Genomic DNA, 13,324 nt, shown 5'->3' with positions numbered 1-13,324 from the left:
CTCAGCCGAGAAGGCAAGGGTTTGCCGCGCCGCACACTGATCAGGCGACGTGTGGAGCGTAGGTTTTTTTTATCCGGCCGCCGATCGCGGCCGAGAACACCAATGTACCGGGCTTGCCGCCGCTGCGTACGGCTCTGAGCGCAAGCTCGGCCTGGGTGAACAGATCGACGCCGCCCGACGCGGTAAAGGCCATGGAAATGCCGGTGGAGAGCGACAGGGTCTGCGTCGTGAACGCCCGGTTCGGCAGGGCGACCTGCACGCCTTCGACCGAGGCGCAGATGCGCTGGGCGATGGCTTCGGCGTTATCGGCCGAAACGTCGTGGAAGACGAAGGCGAACTCGTCGGTGCCGATGCGGGCGACGAAATCGTTCTTCTTGACGGACTTGCGGAATTCCGGCGCCAACTTCTTCAGTGCCTTCTCGACGGCCGCGGCGCCATGGCGCTCGCCCATCTCGCGCAGGCCTTCAACGGTGACAAGCGCCAAAGCTGCCGGGCCAACAGCCTTGCCGTCGTCATAGAGCGCCGTCAGCTTGGCCGAGAAGGCTATGCGGTTGGGCAGGCCGGTGATGGGATCGCGGGTCGCGGCCTTGCGCATCGCTTCGATATCGCTGTCGATGCCGCCAAGCTGCGTCACCGTCTCGTTCATGGCAGCGGCAAAAGCTTTTTCCTCCCGCTCGAACACCGCAACCGCGTCGCGCAGGCGCGCGGCATCGTCGGCGAAATCGGACATGCCGGCGACGGGATCGGTTTCCAGCCGGGTGATGAAGCTACGCAGCATCGCGGCAAAGACCTCCTTCTTGGCGATGCTGTCCTTCAAGGCATGGCTGACCGCGGAGATCGAACGGGCGGTATCGGCGCGGATCGTATCGGCCTCGATCGCGGCAAACCCGGAGAGATGATATTTGACGCCGAGCTGTTCGATCTGGTTTTGCTGGGGGTGAGCGCCAAGGGCTGCAAATTCCCGGCTGAGCTGCGGATTGTGGCCCGACAGAGCCTCATAGAACAGCTCGTAATTGCGCGGAAAGGGCGCGACGCCAAGCTTTGCCATGGTCTGGGCGACCTTGAGCAGGATCGCGGCATTCTGCGCCTGATTGCCATCGAGCTGGGGCTTGTCCGTCATAGCCTATCCTTCACAAAACCGCTTGATGCGCGGTGGTTGCAAGACATTGCTGATAAACCATCGGGATTAAAAGACTGTCAAAGGCGCGAGCGTTTCACCCCAGGCACAACTGCCGGGCCGCCTTGAACTGCGCCGTTGCCTGCAGAGGGCAGCGCTCTATATGCCCCGCAGGCGGGAACATATCTTGCGCAGGATGGTCGGGTGAAAAGCAGCGGTGAAAAAATCGGCGTCAACGTCGAGCACGGAGCGTCTCATGCCGCTTAAACGTTCGAATTGGCTGCGCACCGAAGAGCCGGACCAGACCAGCGCCAGCTTTCCAGAACTGTTCTTCGATCTCGTCTTCGTCTTTGCGCTCGTGCAGCTCTCGCATACGCTCGCTTCCGATTTCGGGCCGACCGCCGCCTTTGAATCGGCGCTTCTGGTGCTGGCGATCTGGTGGGTCTGGATCAACACTACCTGGGTGACCAATTTGCTGCACACCGGCAGGGAGGCTGTCCGGCTGATGCTGTTTTGCCTGATGTTCGGCGGCGTGCTTTTAGCGCTTGCTCTGCCGGAAGCCTTTGGCGCGCACGGGGTGATGTTTGCGCTGATCTACTGCGCCATGCAGACCGGCCGTTCGCTCTTCACGCTTTACGCCTATCGCGGCGTCGATGATGCCGCATTCACCACATTCGTGCGGATCACGCTCTGGTCGCTGGCCTCGGCGGTCTTCTGGCTGGCGGGCGCGATGATGGACCTAGAAGGCCGGATCGCCTTGTGGAGCCTGGCTGTTGCCATCGACTATGCGTTGCCCGCACTTCGCTACGCCGTGCCGGGGCTTGGAAAGTCGCCACCGGAAACGCTGGATGTTTCGGGCGAGCACATGGCCGAGCGTTGCGCCCTGTTCGTGATCATCTGCCTTGGCGAGGCGATCCTGACGACCGGCAAGAACGCCGCTGAACATATGAACTCGAACACGACCTTCGCCGTGTTCTGCAGCGCGTTTCTGAGCACCGGTTTCATGTGGTGGATCTATTTCCACCACGGGCAGGCGGATGCGGCCGACAAGGCGGAGAACACTTCGCGGCCGGAGAGCGTGGCCCATAATCTGTTCACCTACGGCCACCTGCCGATCATTGCCGGTATCATCCTGACGGCAGTCGGCGAGGATTTCAGCCTGTCGCATGCGCAGGAGGATAGCTCTTTGAAAAATGCGCTGGCGATGATCGGTGGCCCGATCCTGTTTCTGGCGGGCAATATCTGGGTGAAAATGGCGGTTGCGCGGAAAATCCCGGTCTCGCATATCGCCGGGCTGGTTCTGCTGACGGCAAGCGCCGTGCTGGTGCCGTTCAGCAGCAATTACGTCATCCAGATCACCGCGACTGCGGTTCTTTTCATTGTCGCTATATGGGAATATCTGGCGTTGCGGCCCGCCAAGGGCAGGGCCGCATAACCGGGCAGGCGTCAGAGGGATGCCGAGACGATCTGCTTTGCGCTTTTGGGCAGCGTTGCAAACAGGGCGGACAAATCCTGCCAGCCATCGGGGCGGCGGCCCGACACATTTTCCGGCCAATGGCAGATGCCGTCACCGTGGATATATCCGACCCAGCGCTGTTCGCCCTGGTTTTCAAAATGCAGAACAGCCAGTTTGCCGGCCTCAAGCGCTTCGATGGGATACCAATCCATGGTGTTGTCCTGCTCCATTCTTAAAATATGAAGGGACTATGACGCGGCTGACTTGCTCAAGCCTTGTGACATTGATGTGACTGACGCGAAGAGCCGAATGATTTCCGCTGGTTGAGTCAGTCTGCGTAATGCCGGAATTCCGGCGTGCGCAGGAAATAGCTCATGTCCAATCCAAGGCTCGGTGCCCCAAGCGCCGTCAGCGTCATATGGCACTGGCCGCGATGGTGGGTGTGGTGGTTGAAGAAATGGGCAAGTGGCGGGGCGAGGCGCTGGGTGACGGGAGCGGGGGTGCTGACCGGCGTATAGGTAAAGCGGCCGGCAAGCGCGTCTTCGCTGAGACCGGCGATGAAGGCGACGATGCGATCGTCCTCGGCAGCGCGAGCAGCCGATAGCGCGGTGAAATTATCAAACAGGATGCCGTCGAGTGTTTTCGGCGCTTCGCCGCTGCCGGTAAAGCGTTTCATCCAGATCCGGTCGGCCGATAGCACATGGTTGAGCGTCGCATGCAGCGAGCCGAAGAAGGCCCCCTTGTTTTCGCGATACTGCGCGTCGTCAAGCTTGCCGGCGGCCTCATAGACCAAGCGGTTGGCCCAGCGGTTGTAGTCGGCAAACATCTTGTAGTGATCAAGCATCGCGGTTCTCCAGGATTCTCTGCAGTCTAGCGCCAATTCGCATCGCGGTGGGTGATGCGACCCATGAAATTTACTGATTTGATTGTTCGTGATTGCCGGTTTCGAATAAGGCTCGGATCACGCACCATCGATGAGGTCAGGCATGAATAGAACCCTTTACGCACTCTGCGGCGCTGACAAGAGCCGGCCGTTTTCGCCGCATGTCTGGAAGACGATGTTGTCGCTCTCCCACAAGGGGCTCGACTACTATACCAAGGCGGTCGGGTTCACGCAGATACCGACGATCGAAAACGGCGCGACGACACTGGTGCCTGTGCTGCGCGACGGTGACCAGTTGGTTCGCGACAGTTTCGACATCGCACTCTATCTGGACAATGTCTATCCGGATCGTCCATCGCTGTTTGGCGGCGAGGGCGGTCAGGCAATGGCACGGTTCGTCGAAAGCTGGTCGCAGCTGACATTGCATCCGGCCCTTGTCCGGATCATCCTGATGGATATCCACGACAGCCTTGCTCCGGCCGACCAGGCATTTTTCCGCACCTCGCGCGAACCCCGCTTCGGGATGAGCCTGGAAGCGGTCGCCGAAACCGGGATCGGTGAACTGAAAACCTTTGCCGCCAAGCTGGAGCCATTGCGCACCACACTGAAGAAACAACCGTTCATCGGTGGCGAAACGCCGCTGTTTGCCGACTATATCGTCTTTGGTCCGCTGCAATGGTCGCGCATCGTCTCGCCGAAGACGATCCTTGAGCCGGGCGATCCGGTCCTTGACTGGTTCGAGCGCTGCCTCGATCTCCATAACGGTGCCGGGCGCTCTGTGACAGCAGCGTGAAACTTCGCCGCCCCCCTTGTTTTGCGCGGATTTGGCGGCTATTGAACCGCCAAATTCGCGGAAAAGCCGCCGATTATGGAAACCAAGGGAATTGAGACAATGGCGATTGAACGCACATTTTCGATGATCAAGCCGGACGCAACCAAGCGTAACCTGACGGGCGCCATCACCAAGATGCTCGAAGACGCAGGTCTGCGCGTCGTCGCTTCCAAGCGTGTCTGGATGAGCACCCGCGAAGCTGAAGGCTTCTACGCTGTTCACAAGGAACGTCCTTTCTTCGGCGAACTGGTTGAAGGCATGACCTCCGGCCCGACGATCGTTCAGGTTCTCGAAGGCGAAGGCGCCATCCTGAAGAACCGCGAAATCATGGGCGCGACCAACCCGGCCAACGCCGACGAAGGCACGATCCGCAAGACCCACGCCCTGTCGATCGGCGAAAATTCGGTTCACGGTTCGGACGCTCCGGAAACCGCTGCCCAGGAAATCAAGTACTGGTTCTCCGACACCGAAATCGTCGGCTGAATCAATTCCTGAGGGTTTTGGCCCGAAGGACTTGAAATGAATGAAGAAAAGCCGGTGCGGAAACGCTCCGGCTTTTTACGTTTTGGTGCTTCAAACCGGGCATTTCGCCGTCTGGAAATGTTCTGGCGCCTTGCCGTTCTTGAAGACATCCGGGTTCTTGTCATAGGCCGGGCCGACGACCAGGGCTTCGGCCGGCATGATATCCTGGTCGAGATTGGAGATGACCGAGGTCTTCAGTGTCTGCAGCACAGTGCCGTCAGGACCTTTGACCTCGATGGTCACCGCATAGGGTTTTTGCTTTTTCACGCAGGTGACATCCGGACTTTCGAGAACCACTTTGTCGAGTTTTGGAAACAACTTGCGGTCAAGCGTCAGGGGCGGGCCGCCCGATGGGTCTTCGAATGTGGCGGTAACCGTGCTGCCATCGGCGACCTGTTCGGTCTTCGTCAGCGTGATCATGTAGGTGGCATAGGCGAGGCGGTAGTTGAAGACGAACATCTTGCCGGTGAGTTCGAGTGGGTCCGGTCCGGTTTCGCGTTGACAGCCGGAAAGACCCGCAAGTGCGGCAAGAAGGACCATGGCGAAGCGTGTGCTGGTCATGTGGCAAGTTCCTTCTTCTGGCGCCGGTAGTGGCGGTTTGCCTTCACACGATTGCCGCAGACTGTCATGTCGCACCAGGTGCGGCTGCGGTTGCGGCTGCGATCCAGAAACAGCCATTGGCAATTGGGGCAGATTTTCAGCCGCTCCGGTTCGGTGAACGTGGCAAGCATGAGCGCCGAACGTGCTGTGGCGGCATCAAGCGGCGTACGTGCGGTTTTTGCCGGATGCCTGCGGATGATGATGGAGGCCGCATCCAGCAGGTCGGCAAGGTCCGCTCCGGTGGATGCGCCAAGCACATTGGCGCGAAAATGCCGGTCGGTTGTCTCGCGCAGATTGAGAAACGCATCGCGGTTTTCGACCGTCACCGGTTCCAGCGTCCCGAATAGTTCCTTCTCCACCGAAAACCGGTTTGCCGCGGCGGCAAAGTCGCGCATGGCAACGGGATCGGCATAGCGGTCGATCCGGCGCTCGGGGTCAAAGCGCAGGATCACCGAATTGGCGACATCGAGAGCGAGCGCGCCACCGGCAAAACGATGCTGGGTCCAGGAAAATGTCATGCGATATCCTAACTGGTAAAACGTATTTTACCAGTTATACTGATTTTGTCATCAGTGGATGTGTCATGGCCTATTTCCTGCAGCAGCTTGCCAGCGCCCTGCCTATCGCAGCTCTCTATGCGCTGCTCGCCTTCGGCTATTCCATTGCCTTTTCCGTAACCCGCCGGGCAGACCTCACCTATGGCGCGCTGTTCGGTTTTGCGGGTCAGATGTTTCTGCTGTTTTCGGATTTTGCCTGGAACTGTCTCTGGCTGGTTCTGCCAGCGGCCCTGGCTGTCGGCGCTGTTTCGGCGCTGGTCTATACGCTCGGGGCCGGCCTTTTGATCGGCCGTTCGGTCATGCACCGGCTGGCGACAACCTCGGCCAATACGGTGGTGGTCGTCTCGCTCGGCATTGCGCTGGTGCTGATGGAGCTGTCGCGGATCGCGGCGCAGACGCGCAGCCTGTGGCTGCCGCCTTTTCTCAATACGCCGGTGACCCTCTGGTCCGATCCGCAGTTTCCGGTGACGCTGACGGTGGTGCAGCTCTTGAACACGGTGCTGATGCTAGTGCTCGTCGGGGCAGGGCATCTGTTTCTGGCACGCTCGGCCTGGGGCCGTGCCTGGCGGGCGGTGTCGGACGATGCGGGCGCGGCTGCACTCTGCGGTATCGACGGCAGGCGCATCTTCATTGCCGCCTATGGCCTATCTTCGCTTCTGGCAGCGATCGCGGGCATTCTCGCCACGGCCTATTATGGCACGATGGATTTCGGCGCCGGTATCGTGTTCGGGGTCAAGGTGCTGTTCATTGCCGCGATCGGCGGGCAGACGGCGCCGGTGCTGGCGGCCGTTGGCGCGGCCGCCATGGGCCTGAGCGAAACGCTCTGGAGCGCCTATGGGCCAATGCTGTGGCGGGATTTTGCGATCTTTTCGTTCCTCGTCCTGCTTTTGGTGCTGACGCGCAAGGAGCAGTTTCAGCCCTGACGGCTGGACCAGTCAATCCTTCGTCCAGCGGTCCCTGGCGCTGTCATCCTCGTCCTTGGCGCTGACCCAGCCGCGCGTGGAGCCATCGGCGGCATGTTCCTTCTTCCAGAAGGGGGCTGCGGTCTTGAGGAAATCCATGATGAAATTTGCGCCGTCGAACGCGGCCTGCCGGTGCGGCGAGGCGGTGACGACGAGCACGATGTTTTCGCCGGGCGCGATCTTGCCATAACGATGGATGGCGGTTGCGGCCTGCAAGCTGAAGCGGCCAACGGCTTCTTCGCAGATGCGGCGGATTTCTGCTTCCGCCATGCCCGGATAATGCTCCAGCTCCAGCGCGCTCAGCGTTCCGGCTTCGTCGCGGCAAAGTCCGGAAAAGGTGACGACTGCACCGATATCGTGGCGGCCGGCCAAAAGTGCCTGTACTTCCGCAGCAAGTTCGAAATCGTCGCGCTGGACGCGAACCTTGACGGGAGCCACGGCCTCAGCCTCCGGTCATCGGTGGGAAAAGAGCGATCTCGCGTGCGCCGGCGATTTTTTCGTCGTGCTCGACATGTTCATGGTTGATGGCGACGCGGATGACATTTTCATGCTCAAGCGCTGCCTCGTATTCGTCGCCGAGTGTCTTCAGGTGGGCGAGCAGATCGCCCGCCGTCACCACACTGTCGGGAAGCTCCAGCGTTTCTTCGTCCCTGCCGATCCGCTCACGCACCCACGCGAAATAGACGAGGTTGACGCTGGTCATCAGTCCACCATGTGCTTCAGGCCGGCGCGGAAGTAGTCATAGCCGGTATAGAGGGTGATGCCTGCGGCAAGCCAAAGCAGGCCGATGCCCATTTCGGTCGTGTAGGGCAGGACCTTGTCGCCGGCGGGGCCTGCCAGCAGGAAGGCGATGGCCACCATCTGGATCGTCGTCTTCCACTTGGCGATGCGGGTGACCGGCACGCTGACCTTCAGCGCGGCGAGATATTCACGCAGGCCCGAAACCAGGATCTCGCGGCAGAGAATGATGATGGCAGCCCAGATCGACCAGCCGGCAATCGTGCCATCGGCGGCAACGAGCAGCAGGACGGACGCCACCAGCAGCTTGTCGGCGATCGGATCGAGCATGCGGCCGATATTCGAGGTCTGCTTCCAGATGCGCGCCAGATAGCCATCGAAGAAGTCGGTGATCGAGGCGAAGGCAAACAGCCCCAGTGCTGTCCAGCGGGCGAAGTCCGAACTCTGCAGTCTGCCTTCCACGAAGAAACACAGGACGATCAACGGCACGGCCAGAATACGGGCATATGTCAGGAGATTGGGAATGTTGTAGGCGGCAGGCGTGGTGGACATCGATTCGGGTTCTCTGCGATTTCTTTGGTGACAGATGAAGGACTTTGTGACTGCGGCGTCAACCAGTCATTAGAGATCGGCTCGAATTATGGCGGAATTCGTCTGAACGCACGGTGAACCAATCCCCCCATTTTTGGTGGGTTTGCGCATTGCGCTTGGCAAAACGGTTGGCCATGAGGCACAATCGAATAAATGCTCCAACAAAGAGCAGATAATGTCCGATGCCATGACGTTGATCGATCGAATCTACGAAGCCGCGGTCATTCCCGAGCTTTGGCCGGATGTCTGCGTCAGTCTGGCGGAAGAGGTGAGCGGTTTTTCAGCCTGCATCCTGACCGCCGACACCGGCGGGGCAATCCGGTGGGTCTGTTCCCCAAACATCGAAGAGGCAATGGAGCGCTATGCCGGGACGGATGCGAGGCCGCATAATCCGCGCCCGGAACGCTCCATGTTGTTGGCGCCGATGGCCTTTGCCCGCGACGTGGATATCATGACCGCAGACGAGATTGCAGACGATGCCATCTACAACACGTTCCTGCGGCCGATCGGGCTTGGCTGGAGCTGGGAGCAGTCTTGCCCGAACCTTCGGGCCACACGTTGATCTTTGATTTTCTTGCCCGCAGCGAAGACGGGCCGTTCTCAAGTCAGGCGCTTGATCGCATCAACAGCCTGAAAGGCGATCTCGCCCGCGCTGCGCTGATCTCGTCGCGCATGATTTTCCGCCAGGCACAGAGCATCACATCGACGCTGTCATTGATTGGCCTTCCCGCCGCCGTCCTCAGCGACGACAATCGGGTTCTGGCCATGAACGGGGATATGGAGGCGCTTGCACCGCGCATCCGCACTGGCGCCGGCAACAGGATTTCGTTGAAAAACCTTGCGGCGAATGGACTGGTTCTCACCGCGCTGGAGCAATTGAGCGTCGCGCAGGTGTCAAACGTGCAATCCATCCCGTTGGCTGCGGAGGGAAACGCGCCGGCCCTGATCCTGCACCTGATGCCTGTTCGAAGAAATGCGCGCGACATTTTTTCCCGAAGCTTTGCGGTGCTGATCGCAACGCCGGTCTGCGCGGCCGGAGCGCCGGATATGCGCGTCCTCAGCGGGCTGTTCGATCTGACCCCCGGGGAAGCGCGGGTCGCGCGTGAACTGGCCTCCGGGGCAAGCCTGGAAGCCGTGTCGATCAAGCTTGGATTAAAGCTTGAAACGGTGCGTACCTATCTGAAGCGTATTTTTCTCAAGACGGGGACACGGCGTCAGGCGGAGTTGACCCGGATGCTGTCCGGTCTGGGGCGGCTGGCGACGTGATGGCGGCGCCACAATCCGGTCATGGAAAAGGGATTTTCTGAGCATGGGGATGGGACTATAACCCATCCTTGTCAGTCATTTCCAATCCGATAACCTGGAGATTAATTTATGGCACAAGTTCCGACGATTCTTCTCGTTCACGGCTTCTGGGGCGGGGCGGCCCACTGGAGCAAAGTTATCGTGGAACTCGCCCGTCTGGGCCATCGATCAATCAAGGCTGTCGAGTTGCCGCTGACATCGCTTGCTGACGATGCCGAGCGCACCCGCAAGATGATTGCCCAGGTCGACGGGCCTGTTCTTCTTGTTGGCCATTCCTACGGCGGCGCGGTCATTACCCAGGCGGGCAATCAGCCGAATGTCACAGGGCTTGTCTATATTGCCGCGTTTGCGCCTGACGCCGGCGAGAGCCCCGGCGGCATCACCGGCAAAAATCCGCCCGCTGCCGCCGCCAACCTGGCACCCGACAGCGACGGCTATCTCTGGGTCAAGCCGGAGAAATTTCACGAGAGTTTCTGCCAGGACCTGACTGCCAACGAAGGGCTGGTCATGGGCATCACCCAGAAGGCGCCGCTTGCCAGCACATTCGGCAACGAGATCAGCAATCCGGCATGGAAGAACAAGAGCAGCTGGTACCAGATTTCCAGCGAGGATCACATGATCCATCCCGACAACCAGCGCTGGATGTCGGGCCGTTTGGGCGCAAAGAAGGTGATCACGCTGAAGGCGAGCCATGCTTCGCTGGCGTCGATGCCGGTCGAAGTCGCGGCCTTGATCGATGAGGCGGCAAAAGCCTAGCACCGGCCGGCCTCATCCCCGGACCGGACTTGCAATGGTGGCGGGCAAGCACGCCCGCCATTCTTACTTCGTGCCATCCTCATGAAAATGGTCGTAGACCAGCCGTGCCACCGCCTCCGAAATGCCCTCGACGGCGATCAGGTCGTTGATGCCGGCGCGGGATACGGCCTTGGCGGTGCCGAAATGGTGGAGCAGGGCGCGCTTGCGCGTCGGGCCGATGCCGCCGATCTCGTCGAGCGGGTTCTTGACCATCTCCTTCTTGCGCCGCGCCCGGTGCGAGCCAATAGCAAAGCGGTGCGCCTCGTCGCGCATGCGCTGAATGAAATAGAGAACGGGGTCGCGCGGCGGTAGAGTGAAGCCGTCGCGGCTGCCGCCCGGCGGGAAGAACCGCTCGCGGCCGGCCTCGCGATCGACACCCTTGGCGACGCCGATGGCAACGACGCAATCCTCGATATCCAATTCTTTCAGGATAGCGCGAACTGCTGTCATCTGCCCCTGACCACCGTCGATCAGGATGACGTCTGGCCAGGCTGGGAAGGCCGCATCTTCGGCGATCTCGATGTTGCGGTCGGGTTTTCCCTCTTCCTTGAGCAGGCGTGAAAACCGCCGCGTCATCACTTCCTTCATCATGCCGAAATCGTCGCCGGGGGTGATGTCGGTCGATTTGATGTTGAACTTGCGGTACTGGCCTTTGACGAAACCTTCCGGCCCCGCGACCACCATGCCGCCGACGGCATTCGTGCCCATGATGTGCGAGTTATCGTAGATATCGATGCGGCGCGGTATGCGCTCGAGCTTGAATGTCGTGGCAAAGCCTTCGAGCAGGCGCGATTGCGAGGCCGTTTCGGCCAGCTTGCGGCCATGCGCCTCGCGCGCATTGGCAACGGCATGCTCGACCAGATCCTTCTTCTCGCCGCGCTGCGGCACATGAATGGCGACCTTGTAACCGGATTTTTCGCTGAGCGCCTCGGCCAGCAGTTCCTGTTCCTCGACGGTCTCACAGAGCAGGATCTGCCGCGGACAGGGCTTGTCGTCATAGAACTGCGCCAGAAAGGCGCTGAGCACCTCGGCGGAACTGAGTGTCGGATCGGCCTTGGGGAAATAGGCGCGGTTGCCCCAGTTCTGGCCGGTGCGGAAGAAAAACACCTGGATGCAGGAGACGCCGCCTTCGTGATGGATGGCGAAGACATCGGCTTCCTCGACGCCGGACGGATTGATGCCCTGGTGGCTCTGGACATGCGACAACGCCGCCAGCCGGTCGCGGTAAAGCGCTGCCCGCTCGAAATCGAGGTTTTCGGATGCTTCGCTCATCGCCGCGGCGATCGTCGCCTTCACCGCCTGGCTCTTGCCCGACAGGAAGTCCTTGGCCTCGGTGACAAGCTCTGCGTAATCGGCGTCGCTGACCTCATGGGTGCAGGGGGCGGCGCAGCGCTTGATCTGGTGCAGCAAGCAGGGGCGGGTGCGGCTTTCAAAGACGCTGTCGGTGCAGGTGCGCAGCAGGAAGGCGCGCTGCAGCGAGTTGATGGTACGGCCGACGGCGCCTGCCGACGCGAAGGGACCGAAGAAATCACCCTTGCGGCTGCGGGCGCCGCGGTGCTTGTACAGCGCCGGTGCGCGGCTGTCCCCGGTGACGAGGATATAGGGAAAAGACTTGTCGTCGCGCAGAAGTACGTTGAAGCGCGGCCGCAGGCGCTTGATCAGGTTGGCTTCGAGCAGCAGCGCCTCGATCTCGGTGCGCGTCGTGACGAATTCCATATTGGCGGTTTCGCGCACCATCTTGGTCAGGCGATTGGAATGCAGGCGGCCTTGCGCATAATTGCTGACGCGCTTCTTCAGGCTTCGCGCCTTGCCGACATACAGCACATCGCCCGCCTCGTTGAACATGCGGTAGACGCCGGGACTGTTGGGCAGAAGCTTGACGAAGGCCTGGATCAGGTCGGCGCCGCGCAAGCCGTCGGGAATGGCGCTGGTCTCCGCCCAGTCGACGATAGCCGCCGGCGCAGCCGCGTCCGGCGTCTCGATCAGGTCTTCGTCGTCGCTGGCATTTTCATCATAGAGAATGCCGCCATCGCCGGACACGCGCCCGTTCATTCCACGATCTCCAAAATATCCGGCGTTTCCCAGGCAAGGTGCTGGCCGCCGTCGAGCGCAATCATCTGCCCGGTGATCGACGGCGTGTCGAACAGGAACCGGATCGTCCGGCCGAATTCGTCGAGCGCGGGACCACGCTTCAAGATGAGTGCCTCGACCTGTGTGTCGAAATCCTCCTTATCCTGCCGTTCGTTCGGCAATGTCGGACCGGGGCCGATGCCGTTGACGCGGATTGCCGGTGCTAAAGCCTGTGCCATCGTTCCCGTTGCCGTCAGAAGTGCTGATTTCGACAACATATAGGAATAAAATCTCGGATTTGGAGCCCAGACACGCTGGTCGATGATATTAATGATCAGGCCGGAATTCCCGCCGGGCAGTTGCGCGGCAAAGTCGCGGGCCAGCAGCGATGGTGCTTTGACATGCAAGGCGAAATGCCGGTCCCAGACCGCTTCGTCGAATTCGTCGAGGCTGTCCTTCTTGAACAGGGATGCATTGTTGACCAGCAGACCGATCGGCCCGAGTGCGGCAACTGCCTTGCCGACGACCGTCTGCGCTGCGGCCGTATCGGCCAGATCCGCGGCGATCGCCGCGGCTTTGCCACCTGCCGCCCGGATGTTCGCCGCCAGAGCCTCGGCCTCGGCAAGCGACGTATTGGCGTGGATGGCCACGGCAAAGCCGTGCGCGGCCAGATCTTCAACGATTGCCTTGCCGATGCGCCGGGCGCCACCCGTCACCAATGCAGTTTTCAAAGGCAGCGTCCCGCCGTGCGATTCGTGTGTGTGCATACGGCAAGGATATAGGAGGCACGCCAATATTGCGAAACCGCCCCACGCATTCGTTTCGGAAAAATTAATGCAAAAGCGCTAAATTGAATTGTTTTCAGATGTTATAGTATATTTTTTATTAATATTGTT

The 13,324-nt window shown here is 60.4% G+C and carries 17 protein-coding genes; 7 read left to right on the top strand and 10 right to left on the bottom strand.

What is annotated here, in order from left to right:
* Nucleotides 1–40: 40 nt before the first annotated feature.
* On the bottom strand, nt 41–1,120 hold the full coding sequence (locus ASC96_RS13180; protein WP_060503513.1) for a GGDEF domain-containing protein: 1,080 nt from the start codon (nt 1,118–1,120) through the stop codon (nt 41–43).
* Between the two features lie 253 nt (nt 1,121–1,373).
* Here ASC96_RS13180 and ASC96_RS13175 point away from each other — a divergent pair, with 253 nt between their 5' ends.
* Nucleotides 1,374–2,552 (top strand): low temperature requirement protein A, encoded by a 1,179-nt coding sequence (locus ASC96_RS13175; protein WP_060503512.1) that lies wholly within the window; start codon nt 1,374–1,376, stop codon nt 2,550–2,552.
* 11 nt (nt 2,553–2,563) lie between these two features.
* On the opposite strand, the gene ASC96_RS13170 is transcribed toward ASC96_RS13175, so the two are convergent.
* Nucleotides 2,564–2,785 carry a hypothetical protein gene (locus tag ASC96_RS13170; protein WP_060503809.1) on the bottom strand — a complete coding sequence of 74 codons (222 nt, stop codon included), beginning with the start codon at nt 2,783–2,785 and terminating at the stop codon, nt 2,564–2,566.
* A 116-nt stretch (nt 2,786–2,901) separates the two neighbouring features.
* Nucleotides 2,902–3,417, bottom strand: a complete 516-nt coding sequence (locus ASC96_RS13165) for a DinB family protein (RefSeq protein ID WP_060503511.1) — start codon at nt 3,415–3,417, stop codon at nt 2,902–2,904.
* Between the two features lie 142 nt (nt 3,418–3,559).
* On the opposite strand from ASC96_RS13165, the gene ASC96_RS13160 reads away from it, so the two are divergent.
* On the top strand, nt 3,560–4,249 hold the full coding sequence (locus ASC96_RS13160) for a glutathione S-transferase family protein (RefSeq protein ID WP_060503510.1): 690 nt from the start codon (nt 3,560–3,562) through the stop codon (nt 4,247–4,249).
* Nucleotides 4,250–4,348: 99 nt separating this feature from the next.
* On the top strand, nt 4,349–4,771 hold the full coding sequence (gene ndk / locus ASC96_RS13155; protein WP_037108924.1) for a nucleoside-diphosphate kinase: 423 nt from the start codon (nt 4,349–4,351) through the stop codon (nt 4,769–4,771).
* 90 nt (nt 4,772–4,861) lie between these two features.
* Here the strand turns inward: ndk and ASC96_RS13150 are convergent, their stop codons facing one another.
* Together ASC96_RS13150 and ASC96_RS13145 are read right to left on the bottom strand one after the other, a co-directional pair.
* The gene (locus tag ASC96_RS13150) at nt 4,862–5,371 is read right to left on the bottom strand and encodes a hypothetical protein (RefSeq protein WP_060503509.1); all 510 of its coding nucleotides are present in this window, start codon (nt 5,369–5,371) and stop codon (nt 4,862–4,864) included.
* Nucleotides 5,368–5,928, bottom strand: a complete 561-nt coding sequence (locus ASC96_RS13145) for a CGNR zinc finger domain-containing protein (RefSeq protein ID WP_060503508.1) — start codon at nt 5,926–5,928, stop codon at nt 5,368–5,370. The genes ASC96_RS13150 and ASC96_RS13145 overlap by 4 nt, the downstream gene beginning before the upstream one ends.
* 65 nt (nt 5,929–5,993) lie before the next feature.
* On the opposite strand from ASC96_RS13145, the gene ASC96_RS13140 reads away from it, so the two are divergent.
* Nucleotides 5,994–6,890, top strand: coding sequence for a branched-chain amino acid ABC transporter permease (locus ASC96_RS13140; protein ID WP_060503507.1), 897 nt, complete (start codon nt 5,994–5,996; stop codon nt 6,888–6,890).
* Between the two features lie 12 nt (nt 6,891–6,902).
* Here ASC96_RS13140 and ASC96_RS13135 read toward each other — a convergent pair whose 3' ends face one another.
* The 3 genes from ASC96_RS13135 to pgsA are packed head-to-tail and all read right to left on the bottom strand — an operon-like array spanning nt 6,903 to nt 8,219.
* On the bottom strand, nt 6,903–7,367 hold the full coding sequence (locus tag ASC96_RS13135) for a molybdenum cofactor biosynthesis protein MoaE (RefSeq protein WP_060503506.1): 465 nt from the start codon (nt 7,365–7,367) through the stop codon (nt 6,903–6,905).
* Nucleotides 7,368–7,371: 4 nt separating this feature from the next.
* A complete protein-coding gene (moaD, locus tag ASC96_RS13130; RefSeq protein ID WP_060503505.1) occupies nt 7,372–7,632 on the bottom strand; it encodes a molybdopterin converting factor subunit 1 in 261 nt (86 codons plus the stop codon).
* Complete coding sequence (gene pgsA, locus ASC96_RS13125) at nt 7,632–8,219, bottom strand: CDP-diacylglycerol--glycerol-3-phosphate 3-phosphatidyltransferase (protein WP_060503504.1); 588 nt, start codon at nt 8,217–8,219, stop codon at nt 7,632–7,634. Before pgsA ends, moaD begins: the two co-directional genes overlap by 1 nt.
* A 214-nt stretch (nt 8,220–8,433) precedes the next feature.
* On the opposite strand from pgsA, the gene ASC96_RS13120 reads away from it, so the two are divergent.
* From ASC96_RS13120 to ASC96_RS13110, 3 genes are all read left to right on the top strand, one after another.
* The gene (locus ASC96_RS13120; protein ID WP_060503503.1) at nt 8,434–8,820 is read left to right on the top strand and encodes a hypothetical protein; all 387 of its coding nucleotides are present in this window, start codon (nt 8,434–8,436) and stop codon (nt 8,818–8,820) included.
* Nucleotides 8,793–9,524 (top strand): helix-turn-helix transcriptional regulator, encoded by a 732-nt coding sequence (locus ASC96_RS13115; protein ID WP_156393790.1) that lies wholly within the window; start codon nt 8,793–8,795, stop codon nt 9,522–9,524. The genes ASC96_RS13120 and ASC96_RS13115 overlap by 28 nt, the downstream gene beginning before the upstream one ends.
* 108 nt (nt 9,525–9,632) lie before the next feature.
* Entirely contained in the window at nt 9,633–10,319 is a 687-nt protein-coding gene (locus ASC96_RS13110) for an alpha/beta hydrolase (RefSeq protein ID WP_060503501.1), read from the top strand.
* 63 nt (nt 10,320–10,382) lie between these two features.
* On the opposite strand, the gene uvrC is transcribed toward ASC96_RS13110, so the two are convergent.
* Together uvrC and ASC96_RS13100 are read right to left on the bottom strand one after the other, a co-directional pair.
* Nucleotides 10,383–12,410 (bottom strand): excinuclease ABC subunit UvrC, encoded by a 2,028-nt coding sequence (gene uvrC, locus ASC96_RS13105; RefSeq protein ID WP_060503500.1) that lies wholly within the window; start codon nt 12,408–12,410, stop codon nt 10,383–10,385.
* Nucleotides 12,407–13,195, bottom strand: a complete 789-nt coding sequence (locus ASC96_RS13100) for an SDR family oxidoreductase (RefSeq protein WP_060503499.1) — start codon at nt 13,193–13,195, stop codon at nt 12,407–12,409. The genes uvrC and ASC96_RS13100 overlap by 4 nt, the downstream gene beginning before the upstream one ends.
* Nucleotides 13,196–13,324 lie beyond the last annotated feature (129 nt).

Origin of the sequence: Rhizobium sp. Root1204 (assembly GCF_001424965.1) — a bacterium.
Classification (GTDB): Bacteria; Pseudomonadota; Alphaproteobacteria; order Rhizobiales; family Rhizobiaceae; genus Pararhizobium.
The sequence above is the reverse complement of the archived record's forward strand: the minus strand, read 5'-3'. Positions and strand labels throughout refer to the sequence as shown.